General features: G+C 29.6%; 13 protein-coding genes. 7 read left to right on the forward strand and 6 right to left on the reverse strand.

Features of this window, described 5'->3' with window-relative positions:
* Window positions 1–233: 233 nt before the first annotated feature.
* From yidC to rpmH, 3 genes are read right to left on the reverse strand one after another with little or no spacing between them, the layout of a single operon-like run.
* A complete protein-coding gene (gene yidC, locus ACNQ13_RS03075; RefSeq protein WP_418035639.1) occupies window positions 234–2,309 on the reverse strand; it encodes a membrane protein insertase YidC in 2,076 nt (691 codons plus the stop codon).
* On the reverse strand, window positions 2,290–2,634 hold the full coding sequence (gene rnpA, locus ACNQ13_RS03080; RefSeq protein WP_416741701.1) for a ribonuclease P protein component: 345 nt from the start codon (window positions 2,632–2,634) through the stop codon (window positions 2,290–2,292). Before rnpA ends, yidC begins: the two co-directional genes overlap by 20 nt.
* 8 nt (window positions 2,635–2,642) lie before the next feature.
* Window positions 2,643–2,789 carry a 50S ribosomal protein L34 gene (gene rpmH / locus ACNQ13_RS03085; RefSeq protein ID WP_416738532.1) on the reverse strand — a complete coding sequence of 49 codons (147 nt, stop codon included), beginning with the start codon at window positions 2,787–2,789 and terminating at the stop codon, window positions 2,643–2,645.
* 529 nt (window positions 2,790–3,318) lie between these two features.
* Here rpmH and serS point away from each other — a divergent pair.
* On the forward strand, window positions 3,319–4,584 hold the full coding sequence (gene serS / locus ACNQ13_RS03090; protein ID WP_418035640.1) for a serine--tRNA ligase: 1,266 nt from the start codon (window positions 3,319–3,321) through the stop codon (window positions 4,582–4,584).
* Between the two features lie 143 nt (window positions 4,585–4,727).
* Window positions 4,728–5,897: an HAD family acid phosphatase gene (locus tag ACNQ13_RS03095; protein ID WP_418035641.1), complete on the forward strand. Its 1,170-nt coding sequence runs from the start codon at window positions 4,728–4,730 to the stop codon at window positions 5,895–5,897.
* A gap of 77 nt (window positions 5,898–5,974) precedes the next feature.
* Here the strand turns inward: ACNQ13_RS03095 and ACNQ13_RS03100 are convergent, their stop codons facing one another.
* From ACNQ13_RS03100 to ACNQ13_RS03110, 3 genes are all read right to left on the reverse strand, one after another.
* Window positions 5,975–6,199, reverse strand: a complete 225-nt coding sequence (locus ACNQ13_RS03100) for an RNA-binding S4 domain-containing protein (RefSeq protein WP_418018903.1) — start codon at window positions 6,197–6,199, stop codon at window positions 5,975–5,977.
* Entirely contained in the window at window positions 6,199–7,326 is a 1,128-nt protein-coding gene (locus ACNQ13_RS03105) for a DNA polymerase III subunit beta (protein ID WP_416741697.1), read from the reverse strand. Before ACNQ13_RS03105 ends, ACNQ13_RS03100 begins: the two co-directional genes overlap by 1 nt.
* Window positions 7,327–7,460: 134 nt before the next feature.
* The gene (locus ACNQ13_RS03110) at window positions 7,461–8,858 is read right to left on the reverse strand and encodes a DnaA ATPase domain-containing protein (protein ID WP_418035642.1); all 1,398 of its coding nucleotides are present in this window, start codon (window positions 8,856–8,858) and stop codon (window positions 7,461–7,463) included.
* A 284-nt stretch (window positions 8,859–9,142) separates the two neighbouring features.
* Here ACNQ13_RS03110 and ACNQ13_RS03115 point away from each other — a divergent pair, with 284 nt between their 5' ends.
* From ACNQ13_RS03115 to ACNQ13_RS03135, 5 genes are all read left to right on the forward strand, one after another.
* A complete protein-coding gene (locus ACNQ13_RS03115) occupies window positions 9,143–11,368 on the forward strand; it encodes an ATP-dependent DNA helicase (protein WP_418018905.1) in 2,226 nt (741 codons plus the stop codon).
* Entirely contained in the window at window positions 11,369–11,920 is a 552-nt protein-coding gene (gene pth / locus ACNQ13_RS03120) for an aminoacyl-tRNA hydrolase (RefSeq protein ID WP_416741694.1), read from the forward strand.
* On the forward strand, window positions 11,907–12,806 hold the full coding sequence (gene tilS, locus ACNQ13_RS03125) for a tRNA lysidine(34) synthetase TilS (RefSeq protein WP_418035643.1): 900 nt from the start codon (window positions 11,907–11,909) through the stop codon (window positions 12,804–12,806). The genes pth and tilS overlap by 14 nt, the downstream gene beginning before the upstream one ends.
* Before the next feature lie 84 nt (window positions 12,807–12,890).
* Window positions 12,891–15,029 carry an ATP-dependent zinc metalloprotease FtsH gene (gene ftsH / locus ACNQ13_RS03130; protein WP_418035644.1) on the forward strand — a complete coding sequence of 713 codons (2,139 nt, stop codon included), beginning with the start codon at window positions 12,891–12,893 and terminating at the stop codon, window positions 15,027–15,029.
* A 33-nt stretch (window positions 15,030–15,062) separates the two neighbouring features.
* Entirely contained in the window at window positions 15,063–15,956 is an 894-nt protein-coding gene (locus ACNQ13_RS03135) for an alpha/beta fold hydrolase (protein WP_418035645.1), read from the forward strand.
* The last annotated feature ends 141 nt before the right edge of the window (window positions 15,957–16,097 follow it).

The raw sequence follows: 16,097 nt of genomic DNA on the forward strand, positions 1-16,097 counted from the left end.
CTTAACTACTGAGTTCGGAATGGTATCAGGTGATCCCCTCTGCTATAATCACTTGATAAAAGTATATATCAAAATTTAAAATTTCAAAATATATTTTTATTTTTTCTCTAGTCAAGAGTGGTTCTATTATAACATAACTTATATCTTAATTATCATTAGTTATTTTATGGTATTAAATAACCTTTAAACCAATAGGCAAGATAAAAAAATCTAGCCAAGGCTAGATCTTTAAATTATTTCTTTAAGGTTTTAGGCATGTACTTTTGCTTGAATCATCTTGATTGGGTTAAGTAGTGAATTGCAATCGTTTGTAAGATTGTTCAGATAGAACCGAAAATTCAATATACTTGCACACCAGCTGAGAACATAACAGTAATTACAGTGAATACAATCATCATAATACGTTGAGTTCTTTCTGATTTCTTCAAGGCTTCAGCTTCAGCAATTGTTGTTCTTCTCTTAAATTTCTTCTTGTTTAAGATTCTTGGAATCAACATAGAAAGAATTTGGAAGATAATAACAGCAGCTAGCACTCATAAGTAGGCTAATTGTCCATCAAATAGTCTCTTGTATGAGATAGAAGCGAAGTTAACACCAAGTCATGTGGTTTCCTTAATTTCTGGAATACTTTGAATAACCCTTCACATAGCGAAGAAAATTGGCATTGAAAGTATCATAGTTCCGAACTGATCGGCAGGGTTAATATTATACTTATTATATAAAGCTGAAAGTTCTTGTTGTTTTTTCATCTTCATAGCTTTGTTTTGCTCTAAGCCTTTGTATTTGGCTTCGATGGCAGCTTTTTTGTATTTTAGTTCTTCCATTACTTGTTGCATAACAGTAGCCCTAAATGTAATAGCTAGACCAATTAAACGTGTTAGTATAATAGCAATTAAAATAGCGATAATTGAAGCTCATCCATCTCATCCAGGCATTGCTTGACGTAATGATTGGATTAAGACAGAAAGTGGATAAACTAATAATCCGTAGAATGGACCATATTCTCAAGCTTCACCTCAAGTGGTAATAGGTTGAATAGCATAGTCACCAGCAAATGGTACTACAGCACCATTTTGTGAATATAGAATATTATTGTTGTAATCGAATTTATTAACTTTGGCTGATTTTTGATATTCATTAAATCAATTTGATGCATTTTCAGAGCTTCTGTTGAAGAATTGCAATTGACCTAAGTATTCAGTCATAGTTTTTTGATATTGAAGTAATAAACTATATTGTTTTGGGGTAATAGCGAATAATGGAGTTCTTCCATCTCCACCATTTTCTTGACCTTTCTTTTGTTCTTCAGATAATCCATCTACAAGATTTTTAATAAATTGTGATGGTGTGCTTCCTAATTCTTGAGCGAATTTTGAGCCTTCACCAAATGAGTATTCATAAAATACTTGAAGGATATCTCTTGCAAACATTCTGTTTGCATTATATTGAGCTTCAGCAAGGTTTGTTTTTTTATCATTAACTACAATATTGTCTGGTGTATTAACTTTTTGAACACCTGAAATATTAGAAATTAAGATATTTCCATTTGAATCCTTGATAGGAACTATTACTGATGAAACTTTACCATCTTTATCTGTAACTTGCATAGTTTGATTTGCTTGTACAAGGAAAAGTTGGTCCATGTTTCCTAAAACTTGTCCTTTTTTATCACCTTCTGTTTCGTATTTGTAGGCAAATACGTAAATATCGCTTGTTTTTGCATTTGAAACATATTGGTATTGTGGAGAAGTTTGTGATCTAAATAAATATTTTGGAGTTTCATTTCCATTTACTTTTGTTCCAAAGATACTATTTTTAGCTGTATCTAAGTTTAAATCTGTTAAAGATTTAGCATTTGGCAATTGGAAAGCAACTAAATATTTTCCTGGATCAGCATATGTCCCACCATTTGCTTCAGTTTGTTTTCTTAGTGCTTCTAAGACTTTAGAATCACGTAAGAAGAAGTTGGCTTCTGTATCATTTGTAAGTAAGTTATAAGTGTAATTTAATTCTTGCTTATTGTCACTTTTTTCATTAGATACATAATCAATTTTTTCTTCTTTTTCTTTTAAAGTATTAACTCTAGGGGCGATGTCGTTTGGATTTCTATAAAACTCAATCCCGTTCCCTACGTTATATGAATTTTTTAATGCAAACGCTTGAACACACCCTGTAATTGTTAATCCAAAGACAAAGACATAGAAGACGATCTTAAATCATTTTAAAAATTTCTTTCATCCTTCTTTTCTTTTTTCTTTAGGATCATTACTATTGGTAAAATATTGAAAATTATTGTTTGCTTTTTTCATTTTTCCTAAATTTCTCAAAGATTTTAGCTATTGCTTCCTTTTTGGTTGCATAATCTGCTTCAATAAAATCTTTGCGAACAATTAGCACAAAATCATAATTTAAGTCATATAAACCTAATTCATGCACTATTGCTCTTAATTGTCTCTTGTATAAATTACGACCAACTGCATTAGCAAACTTTTTTGGAACTGTTATTCCAGCTCTAAAAGCCTTGCTTTTTATTGAATAAACAATTAGATATTTATTCGCCAGACAATTTTTCTTGCCTGAGTTTAATACATTGTTAAATTCTCAGTTTTTTCTAAGTCGATATTGTTTTTTCATTTTAGAAATTATTTATCAGAAACTGTTAATCTTTTTCTACCTTTAGCTCTTCTTCTAGCTAATACTTTTCTTCCGTTAGCTGTTTCCATTCTAGCTCTGAAACCATGTACTTTAGCATGTTTACGCTTGTTTGGTTGGTAAGTTCTTTTACTCATATTTTCTCCTCCTATTGTGATGATTTTTCAATAATTATATAAGCGTGTTTATATTATACACAAAAAGCCTATTTTTAATGCACACAAAAAAGGCTAGTATTTTAGCCATTTTTTAACCCTTTTATAACTTATTTCTAGAAACAAAAATTTCTTACTTATTTGGCTGAATAAAAAATATTTTAAAACACAAAACTTTAGCCCCTTACTACATCAAAAAATATTTAACCTATTTATATAATTCTTAAATAGCATTCTTTATCTTCTTATATATCATTATATATAACTGGTAAAAAGAATTAAAAATTTAATTTATTTCATCTTTCTTTTTTATATTTCAATTTTTGAAATTTGAGAAAGATAATATATTAAAAAATTTTTTAGCCCTTTGGCCTAGATATTAAAATAAAAAATGATGTGCTTTTAACAATCTCAATCATTTAAATCCAAATAAAACGCAAAAGGTATTTTTGCAAGGTCTATTTTCTGCTTAAATTGTTGTATAATATCCACATTAGAATAAGAGGTTTAAATGTTAAATTTAAAATATGTTTTAAACAATGAAGAAAAAGTCAGAAAAAACCTAGAAAATAGAGGTTTTGATGTAAAAATTTATGATGAATTTGTTTCACTAGCTAAACAACGTGGACAAATGATGAATCAAGCTCAAATGAAAAAATCTGAACTTGCAAAATTATCAAAAGAATTTGGAAAACTCAAAAATCAACCCGCAGCTCTTGCTCAATTAAAAGAACAAATTGCTCAAATCAAGGTGCAAGAAGCACAACTTACAGCTGATGCTGATGCTTTAAATAGCAGAATTGAAGAATTAATTTTACAAATTCCTAACGAAACTTTACCTGAAGTACCAGTAGGTGCAGATGAAAACGATAATGTTGTTTTAGCCGAACATCCAAATTTAGGACGTGGATTAGTTAAAGGTGTATTACCTCACTATGAAATTGCTAAAAACTTAGACATTATTGATTTTGAACGTGCTGTTAAATTATCAGGTTCTCGTTCAGTTGTTTATAAAAACGCTGGTTCAAGACTTGTTAGAGCATTAATTAACTTTATGCTTAATTTACATACATCAAAAGGATATAATGAATTCAACACACCTGTAATTGTTAAAGAGAAAATGTTATATGGGACAGGTCAATTACCTAAATTTAAAGAAGACCTATATAAAATTGATGGTGCTGATGAATATTTAATTCCTACAGCTGAAGTTACATTAACAAACATTTATAATGATGAAATTGTTGACTTAAGCACACCTTTTAGAGCTACAGGATACACAGAATGCTTTAGATCAGAAGCTGGCTCATCAGGTAAAGACACTCGTGGAATCTTAAGACAACATGAATTCAAGAAAATTGAATTAGTTAAAGTTACAAATGAGCAAGATGCTATTAAAGAATTCGAAGCAATGCTTGAAGATGCTAAAGATGTTTTAGAAAAACTTGAAATTCCTTACCGTGAATTATTATTATGTACAGGTGATTTAGGATTCTCATCACGTAAAACAATTGATCTTGAATTATGATTACCTTCAGAAGAAAGATACAGAGAAACTTCTTCTGTAAGTTACATGGGTGATTTCCAAGCTCGTAGAGCTATGATTAGATATAGAGATGCTGAAGGTAAAACTCAATATGCTCACACAATGAATGGTTCAGGTCTTGCTGTAGATAGAGTTATTGCTGCAATCTTAGAAATTTATCAAAATGCTGATGGAAGCATCACAGTTCCAAAAGTATTAGTACCTTATATGGGTATAGAAGTTATTAAGTAGTGTACTAGTTACACTACTTTCTTTATTTTTTACTGATTTTTAAAAATGTGGAACAAAAAATTTCCACATTTTTTTATTTTGTTATACAGGCCTATAGAAGTGATAGTATTTAATCGTAATGATTTATTTACAAGGAGAAAAAAATGAATAGAATTACAAAATCATTCATGTCACTAGCTACTGCAGGTATTGCAATCGCACCAGTTGCTACAGTTGTTTCATGTAATGATACAGAATCAAAAAAAGTTGAAGAATTAACAAAAGAAATTGAAAAAGTCAAAGCTGATAAAGCTGCTGTTGAAGGTCAATTACAAGCTGCTATCGATCGCTACAACACTGTTTCACTCGCATCTTCAAACGCATGAAACAGTATTTCAGCTGAAAAAGAAGCAATGGGACGTGAAGTTTATGCTGAAGCAACAAGATTATTTGACAAAATGGTTACACAACCTAATGTTGCATTAGATAAAGTAAATAAAACAGGTGAAAAAGTAACTGTTACAGCTACAGAAGAAGGTAAATTTATTCCCGTTGTATTTATGGACCTAGATGAAACAGTTTTAAATAACTTTGCTTTCCAAAATTACTTAGTAACACATAACACATTCTTCTCACCAGCACTATGAGGAGACTTCGTATCACAAGCTATTTCTACAGAAGTTGCTGGAGCTATCGACTTCATTAAACATGTTTGAGATAAAGGTGGAGTTGTTATGTTTAACTCTAACAGAGATCAAGGTCCTCAAATCCAACCATCATTAGATAACTTAGTTAAATTAGGATTGGACGCTAAATTAATGCCTGATTGAATCTGGTGAATGCAAGGAATGGACAAGGTTGATGCTAAAACATTTGACCAAGGTCACAGAAATGTAAGAGTTTCTAAAGAAGAAAGAATGCACTGAATCAACACACACAAATTAACAATTGATAATGTGCAGGCACAATTTAAAGTTGTTATGCGTGTTGGTGATGATATTTCTGACTTTAATGATAACTTTAGTAAAACACCTAACATCACAAACAAAGAAGTTGTTGCTGCTCTTAAAAATAAAGAATTAAACTACGGTAAATTATTTGGAAATGATAGTTTAGATGTTAAATCTGTTTACTATGATGCTGCTAAAAAAGCATGGGTAAATGAAGATTTTGCTGCAAGCTACATTTTAATCCCAGGAAACACTTCATACGGTAGCTGAGTAAAACAAGCTGTTGGTTCAAGCAAATTTGACTTTAATAAGATTAATCAATTACTTGAAAAAGAAGGGTGAGTATTTACACCTAAAGCTTCAACTGCAAACACTAACAAATAACTAAATGGCTAATTCAAAAGGTACAGTTAAGGCTGTATCTTTCTTTTTTTATATAAAAATAAGCCAATGGCGTAGGCTTATTTGTCATCTGTATCTGCTGAAGCAATAGTGTAAAGCGAATCATTAATTCAAACTATATCACCTATTTTAATTTTTGAACTTCTTCCTTTTGGTACTTGACCATTAATTTTGATTTCATTATATTTAATGAATTCTTTTGCTGCTCCACCTGTATCAATTTCATCTATTTTCTTAAGGAATTGAGATAGTTTAATACTATCACCTGTGATTTTGATTGTCATTATTTGTTATAGAACTTTCTCATAGGTGTGATTAATTGAATGTGGTTAGGATCATTTTCTGAAATAAATAGGATTTTATCTTCATTTTGAGAAATAAAGATATTTAACATTCCTGAATCTAAAGCAGAAACAGCATCTTTTACATAAGTATAATTGAAATCAATTTGAGCACCTTTGCCTTCAACTATTTCTAAAGCGTTAGAAACAGCATTTGCAGTTCCTATTTCAGGGACTTCATAAATAATCTTAAGGTCATGATTTTCGAAGTAAAATTCCATTTTCTTATCTTTTTCTGTTTGATAGAATAAAGCTTTGTTTAGGGTTCTTAATAGTTCTTCACGCTCAATTTTAAAGTTTCTAGTGTATTTTACTTGGAATAGTGATGAGACATCAATATATTGTCCTTTATTAACTGAAGTTCAAATTACTGTGTTTTCATAAGCGATTCCGATTCTATCTTTATTAAAGAAGAAGTCAACTTTTTCTGGTGCATCTTTTGTAATAAGTTTTTTAAGGTTTCTTGCATCAATTGTTAAATCAATCGTAACTGGTTTATCAACTTGAATGATTTCGGTTGATAATCTATATGAATCTGTAGCTAAGAATCTTAATTGTGCTGAGTTATTAGCAGAAATATTAATACATTTATATATTAATGAATTTAATCTGTCATTTGAGGCACTAGTAGATGTAGAAACATCAGAAATAACTTTTTCAAATAAATGAGAATTAATAGATACTTTATTATCTGTATCTTCAAAATCAATTCTTGGATATACTCCTGCATTTAAGGCTGTTAAAGTAAATAAAGTAGATTCTTCATAAATATTAATTAGATTTTCATTAGCATCAAATGTAATTTCTTTATCAAACTTTTTAATAATGTTTCTTAATAAGTTAGCTGATAAATAAAACTTACCTGATCTTTCAACTGTTATTTCTCTATTATCTACTGGAATTACTTTTCTAGCAGCTAGTGTAGAAGAAGCTCCAATTAAAGTTAAATTTTCTGAATCAATACTCATGTAAATACATCTAAATGGAATAAATGTATCATTGCTATCAATATATGTAGATAAGAATTCTACTAGTTGGTCAATTTTAGGTTTAGAAATTGTGAATTTCATAAAACCTCCTTTATATAAATAATATATCTTGTGGATATGTGGATAACTTCAAAATGTTTCATTTTAGTCTTAATAATTGTTAAATATGAACTTTTTGCTTATTTTTGGCTAAATTGTATCTTGTGGATATCTTGTTAATTAATTTTATAAATCTGATTTTTAAGTTCTTGTATTGTACGCTTTAAAGACTCATCATCTGACTCTTTAAACTTACGTAAAGCATTTAAAACTGTTGAATGATCCTTTTTAAATACTTTTCCAAGTTCAGTTGAAGAATAATCTAACTGAATTGAGATCATGTACATAGCAATATGACGAGCTACTACTATTTCAGCTTTTCTTGAGTTAGATAAAATATCTTTGGCTGGTATTTTATAATATTTGGAAACAGCTTTAATAATAATATCTGGTGTAATATTTTCTTGTTGTTGAATAACATCTTCAAAAATATTAGTAATTGTTTTATAAACATACTCTTGTGGTGTATTTAATATATCTTGTTTGTAATGTGAGATCCGTTTAACAGCACCAAGTAGTGTTCTAATTGAAGCTGTGTGATTGCGGATAATAAAGTCTTTGGCTTCTTCTGAAATTAAGTCATTACTTAGATCAATATCATCTAAGAAAAAGTCAAGTAATTTTGATAAATCATCAATATCAGGTTGTTTAATCTTAGTAATAAATCCTGATTGAAAACGAGTGATTAAACGATTATCAAACATTGAAGAAATTTGATTAATGTCTTTATCGCTGCAAAAAACAGTAATCTTATTGCGTTCCATCCGACCATCTAAAATCTGGAAAATAAAATCCTTTGTAGATTTTTTATTCCCTTCTCCAAAGAGTTGAAAATCATCAAAAAGTACTAGGTCGTAGTTGTAAACTAAATTTTTGTGGATTGAAAGTAACTTCTTTTGATCGTTTTCTTTTAGTAAGCTTGTTAATGAATTAGTAAAGGTATTAGGGTTAACTAGAAATACCTTTTTACCTTGTTCAATAAAGCTATTTTCCAATGCTTTGAGTAAGTGTGTTTTACCTAAACCAGAATTACCAGAAATAAACAAGACATTAAATGTGTATTCCCCATCAGCAATAGTTTTACATATATTTAAAGCTTCACGATTGAATTTGCTTTCAACATAATTATCAAAAGTATATTGTGGATTTGTTTGGTTAGGTTTCTTAATTAAGTTATCAGCTTTCTTGATTGCTTTTTCAGCAGTTTTAGCAGCTTCCAAATGTTCTTTGTCAACAATCTTAAAAGAAACCCCTTCTCCAAACACCTCATTAACAGCCTTAACAAATGTGTCATTATAATATTTTTTAAAGTTATGCAGATCTGGATAAACTTTTGGGAAAAATATTATAACCTCATTATTTTCAAATGACATAATTTTTAAGTTTTTAAAAAATGTTCTAAAGAGCATATTATCTTGAACTTCGTTTTTCATATACTCAACAAAAACATCGTTATAAACATTCAGTTTAACTGTGTCATTATCGATTTCGTCGTTTTTTTCTAATATATTCATGCTTAAATTTTATAAGTTTTTAGATAGTATGTTAATAAATATATATTTAATAGAATAAAAGTAACTTTATCCACAACCTTATCCACAAGCTGCATACCTATAAAATAGGAATAAAAGTAATTTTCCACAATTACTGAAAAATAATATTATTTACTTGTGAATAAAAAAGACTTATCCACAGATTAAAAAGTGGATAAACTTGTGGATAACTATAGCGAGTTACCTAGGTATTAAAATATTTTTTAGTAATATAAAAAAATAAAAACATTATAATTTAAATAATTATGGCAGAATCAGTATTTAGAGGAAAATTTGCAAAGATTTTAAGTGGCTCAAAAGACCAAAATTGAGCGTTTTTATTATTCAGATCGGATAGTTCAAATATGAACTATCCTGTTTATTGCAGAGGTAATGTTCCTGATCTATTTACTGAGTATGAAATTACAGTTAGTGAAAGTCCTAAAAATAAAAATTCATTTATTTTAAAAGCATATGTACCAATTATGGAAGAAAGAGAAATTAATTGAGAAGATTTAATTTCAAAAAATGTTCCAAATGTTGGAAAAATGTCAGCTAAAAAGATGGTTGATGCTTTTGGAGGCAACTTATTTAAAATGGTTGCTGATTTAGAAACTAACGAAGAAAAGTTACTTTCAGTAATGAGTAGTAAGCAATTAAATTCATTAGTGAAATATTACAACGATAATGAGCCAAGAATTAAAGCTTTAATGGGTGTTTCTGATGAAGAACACAATAATATTCAATTCTTTTATTCAAGAAACATGTCCGATCTGTTAGAAGCACTAAAAAAACACCATAAAAACGAAGAAATGGACTTTGTGGATTATTATAAGAACCAAAACCCTTATTTATTGTATTTAAACAAAGTTTATCCTTCACTTCCGGTTATTGATGAGTTTGCAATCGAAATAGGTTGAGATTTAGGTTCTATTAATCGTTTTGAGGCCTATTTAGATGATATTATGGAACAACTTGAAAATGATAACTCAACATTAATTCCATACGAATATATTGTTGAACAATTAAGATTTATATTTGATTACGATATAACTCGTATTTACGAATATATTGAATATTTAGCTGCACATGATAAGTTAGTTAAATCATTTGACCAAAACCATAATGTATATTTATCTCGTAAGCAAACAGTTGATAAAGAAAAATTCATTGCTGCAAAACTTAAATTTCTTGCTTCAATGCCAAATAAAATTGAATTAAAAGCTAAAAGTGACTATGAATTAAGTCAACTATCACAAAACCAAAAACAAGGATACTATAACTTTATTAATTTTAATGTATCAATTATTTCAGGTGGACCTGGAACGGGAAAAACTTTTATTATCAAACATATCTTTGATACTTTAGAAAAAAGTGAGCTAACTTTAGATGTAGATTATGCGATTTTAGCTCCTACTGGTAGGGCTGCAACTAACATTACATCAAAAATTAATAGCAGAGTCAGAACTATTCATAGTTTCTTAAGAATTGCTAATACTTCAGAAGAAATTTCAGTTGATCATTTAGAAACATTGAAAGAAATGAAAGTAATAGTAATTGATGAGTTTTCAATGGTTGATATCAACCTATTTGATAAGTTATTAAATGCTTGTCCTGCACTTGAAAAAATTATTTTAATTGGAGATGTAGATCAATTGCCTCCGATTGGGCCTGGAGATTTACTTAGAGAAATTATTAGATCTAATAAGTTTTCAGTAACTTTCCTGGATGAATTCTTCAGAAGTGATTCAGTTTCAATTTGAAAACACTTTACTGAAATTAAAAATAATGGAATTCCTGAATTTAAAAAACATGAAGTTGACTTATATCAAGCAGAAGATGAATTGGTTACTGATAAGATAGTTCAAATTTATAAACAACAAGTAGAAAAACACGGACTTGAAAATGTTATACTCCTATGTCCTACCTATAAAGGTGATTTTGGACTGTTTGAAATCAATAGATTAATTCAAGAACAAATTAATCCTGATAATGAAACATTTTTATCATATAAAAGAAATGGTCGAAGTGTTAACTTTAGAGTTGGGGACAAAGTTATTCAACTTGAAAACAGACTAGATGAAGATATCTGTAATGGAGACATTGGATATATTGATAGTGTTGAATATACAGTTGGAAAAAACAAGAAAAAAGAAGTTTCTCACATATTTGTAACCTTTAAACGTGCAAATAATTGAAAAACTACAATTAAGTATTCAAAAGGTGAGTTTAATGAACAAATAAGCCTTGCTTATGGGACCACAATTCACAAGTTCCAAGGTAGTGAGCTTGATGTTATCATCTTTTTAGTTCACCCAAGTCACAAACGTATGCTAAGTAAGAAATTACTTTATACAGCTACTTCTCGTGCTATGAAAAACCTAATTATTGTGACAAATAATCAAACCAATTATGGTGAAGTTATTTTAAGAAGCAATGTGTATGAAAAGCCTATTTTAACTCACTTTGCTTACTTTGTAAAAGGAGACTAAATGAAATTAATAGTTGGATTAGGAAACCCTGGTGATCAATATAAATTTACTCGTCACAACGCAGGATTTTTAACAATTGACAAAATTTGTAAGAAATTACAAGTTGAGCTTAATAAAAATAAATTTAATGGAATTTATGCAAAAGTTGATGATTTAATTATTGCAAAACCATTAACTTATATGAATGATTCTGGATCATTTGTTGCAGGAATTTGTAATTTCTTTAAAATTTCTCCTGATGATGTAATGGTTATTCATGATGAAAAAGACTACCCTCTAGGCAAAAGTACTATAAAAGTAGGTGGATCCGGTGGTTCACATAACGGAGTTATTAGTATTATTAATGAACTCGGGTCCCAAGACTTTAAGCGTTTAAAAATAGGGATTACAACTCCTCACCAATCAGCTTTAAGAGACTTTGTGCTAGGTAAATTTACACCTGAACAAATGGAAGTGTTAGAACCAATACTTGATAACGCTGCTAATGCTGCAATATCATTTGCTTTTAATGATATTTACACAGTAATGAACAAGTACAATGCTAAAAAATAAATTTTTAAAAGATTCAAATAATAAATACCTAATAGCAGTAAGTGGTGGTTCTGACAGTATGTTTTTACTGGATCGATTTAAAAAGTACAATGTTGTAGTGGCACATGTTAATTATCATCAACGTGATGATAGCAGTATTGAAACTGACATTGTTAAAAAATATTGTGCCAAAAACAAAATTCCACTCTTTATTTCGGAATTAAATAAAGAAGACTATACTGGTGGGAATTTTGAAGATTGAGCACGTGAAAAAAGATATGAATTTTTTAAGCAAATTTATACCTCTCAAGACTGCAATTATTTACTAATTGCGCATAATAAAGATGATTTTTTTGAAAGTGCCATGATGACACGTGAATCAAATCGAAAAAAAGACTTCTTTGGAATTAAAAAATACAACAATATCTATGGAATGAATGTTTATCGTCCATATGTTAACAAGTATTGAAAAGATTATATTGCTCATAAATGTATTTATGAACGCATCCCATTTCACATTGATTCCTCAAACTTAAAGCAGGAATATACAAGAAATAAAATTAGAATGACATATCGTAATCATATCTTATTAAAAAGCGCTTGAGTTTGATATTTTAGAATTAAAAACAGCAAATTAAAAGTAAGACAAATTAAAGTTGATTATCAATATAAAAAGTGAGAAAAAAGTTTTTATTCTCAAGATTTATTTGTTAAATTAACTTTAAAAGATGAACTTATCTATAAGTTTATTAATGCAAATTATGATCATATCAATCTAACATCTGGAAAAATTCGTTCTATTGTTGATTTTGTGCAATCACAAAATAGAACTGCAACTTACAAATTAGATAATAATGACTTTATTAAGAAAGAAAAAGGTCATTTAATAGTTCAAAACAACAAATAATATTAGCAAGGAAATAATTCATTTGCTAATATTATTTTTTTAAATAAAAGTATATAATTAATTAATATAAAAAGAAAGGACAAAATGGATACAAAAAAGAAAAAAAGATGGACTGGTATAATAACAACTATTGTTATTTTATTAGTACTTGGAATTATGACTTATTTAATTGTAAGTAAAGTCAATGCTGCTACAGTATGATCTACATCTGATTTTGTAAGCAAATTAAAACACGCTGACTTAAGTAAGATGAATGATGCTAATGGAAGCTACTTCCAAGAAATAATATTTAACCCATACCAAAATTCTATATCTGGTATTTATGTGCATAATGAAGTAATAAACAGTCAAGTAGTACCAGTTGTAGACAAGTTTACAGCTGGTGGAAGCACTGCATTATTATCTGATTTACTTGATAGCAATGGAAAACTAGCAGCTACTTTAGCAACTGCTACAAAGACATTCAATGTGCTACAAGCACCAAGTCAAAGTTTCTTTACTGCATATATCTTGCCATTTTTACCTACATTAATCTTCATTTTACTTATGGTTTTATTATTTAGATATCAAATGAAGATGATGAATGGTCAAGGTTCAAGTATGTTTGGTGACAAAAGCCCTGCTCAAGTTATTAAATCAGATAAAAAATTCTCTGATGTTGCAGGTAACAAAGAACCAATTGAAGAAATTAGTGAAATTGTTGACTACTTAAAGAATCCTAAAAAATATGAAGTTTCAGGAGCTAGAATGCCTCGTGGTATTTTACTTGGAGGTCCTCCAGGAACTGGTAAAACATTACTTGCTAAGGCAACAGCTGGAGAAGCAGATGTTCCATTCTTCTTCGTATCAGCATCTAACTTTGTTGAGTTATTTGTTGGTATGGGGGCTAAAAGAGTTAGACAAGTAATTGCTGAAGCTAGAAAAAATGCTCCAGCTATCGTGTTTATCGATGAATTAGATGCAATCGGTAGAACTCGTGGAAGTGGTATTGGTGGAGGTCACGATGAACGTGAACAAACCTTAAACCAATTACTTGTTGAAATGGATGGTATTAAAGAAAACTCTGGATTACTATTTATTGCTGCAACTAACCGTACTGACGTTCTTGATCCAGCGCTAACAAGACCTGGTCGTTTTGACAGAATTATTACTGTTGGATTACCTGATGTTAAAGAACGTGAAGAAATTTTAAAACTACATGCTAAGGGTAAACGTTTTGCAAGTGATATTACATTTGACAACGTTGCTAGAAGAACACCTGGATTTTCAGGAGCTCAATTAGAAAATGTTATTAACGAATCTGTGTTACTTTCTATTCGTGAAAATACTGGAGTGATAACAAGAGATCAAATCGATGAAGCTATTGATAGAGTAATGGCTGGGCCAGCTAAGAAATCTAGAACAATTACTCGTGAAGAATTAACTATGGTTGCTTACCACGAAGCCGGGCACGCTGTTGTTGGTATTAAGGTACCAGGTGGAAATAAAGTTCAAAAGATTACTATTATTCCACGTGGTCAAGCTGGTGGATACAACCTAATGATGCCTGAAAATGAAAAATACAACTACACCAAAGAAGAATTATTAGCTTCTATCGCAAGCTTTATGGGTGGTAGAGCAGCTGAAGAAATTATTTATGGTGAAGATAAAATTTCAACAGGTGCTTCAGATGATATTGCTAAAGCTACAACCATTGCTCGTAGAATGGTAACTGAATTTGGTATGTCTGATTTAGGACCTATTAAATATCAAGAAGAAGAAGGCTCACCATTCTTAGGTAAAACATTAGCAACTTCATCTTCATTATCAAACCAAATTAGTCATGAAATTGATTTAGAAATTAGAAAAATAATGCTTGAAGCTAAGAGACTAGCAACACAAGTTATTAAAGATAACCCTAAATTATTAGAGTTAATAAAAACATTACTTTTAGAAAAAGAAACAATTGTAGCAGAAGAAATTGATTACATTGCTACACACTTAGAATTGCCTTCTAAAAAGGTTGAACATAAAGAAGAAAATGCACAACCTTTAAACTTAGATGATCTAATTAAAATGACATCTCAACCAGGACAAGCAACTTCAGAACAAGGTGAAAATAAAACATTTAATAGTGATGAAGCTATTAAAGCTAGACAAGAAGAAATTGCTAAAGCTCGTGAACAAGCAAACCTTGATTTAAGAGCTAAAGAAATCGAAGACGCAAGAAATAAAGATAAGTAATTCTATGTTGCTTTTACAACATAAGGAGTAAATATGGAAGAAATTATGCTGGAAGTACAAGATGGTTATAAATTATCCTTGCGTTTATATGAGGTACCTAATCCAAAAGGATATGTACTATTAATTCATGGGATGGAAGAACACCAAGGCAGATTAAGTTACCTAGCTAATAAACTAAATTTAGCTGGCTATACAGTGCTAACGAGTGATATGCGTGGCCATGGGCCAAATGCTCCAATTCATGGATTCTTTGCTGCTAAAGATGGTGATAAAGTGATATTAGAAGACTACAAGCTAATAACAAAATGATTTGCTAAACGTTTTAATCAAGAACAAATTATTATTTATGGATTTTCGCTAGGAACATTAATAATTAGAAACTTATTAAAAACTGAATCAAAATATTATAAAAAAGTTATTTTAGCTGGTTATCCGCCTTACCGTAAGGCTATTCCTTTTGGGATAGCACTTAGCGAACTACTACAAACAATTAAGGGTCCAGAAGCTTATTCTAATGTAATTAATGTATTAGGATTTGCTTCATTTAATAGAAAGATTAAACATCCACAAACACCAATTGATTGAATGTCTAAGAACCATCAAAATATTGAAGCTTATTTAGAAGATAGAAACTGTGGTCTAGGATTTAGAGTTGCTGGATTTAAAGATATTTTTAGGCTAATGCAAGGAATAAAGAGTGCAAAAGGATATCAAGATATCAATAACTGCCCAATACTTTTAATTCGTGGTTCAGATGACCCAGTAACCTATGGGTTTAAAGGTGCGAAATGGTCACAAAACCAACTAAAGAATGTAGGCTTTACAAAACTACAAGCAATTGATTATCCAAATTGTAGACATGATATCATACATGAAGAAATTAAAGATTATGTGATCCAAGATATAATTGATTTCCTAAATAAATAGATACTAAAGATTAGCTCAAGGTTCTTGAGCTTTTCTTTTCAACTTGCTTTAAAAGCGAACATTAAATAATTTAATTAAGGGTCGAATCTGCAAGAAAATAATAGAATTTGGAGCAAAACAAAAACTGGCAAAATAACACAA

The organism is Mycoplasma milvi (genome assembly GCF_048284715.1).
GTDB lineage: Bacteria > Bacillota_I > Bacilli_A > Mycoplasmatales > Metamycoplasmataceae > Mycoplasmopsis.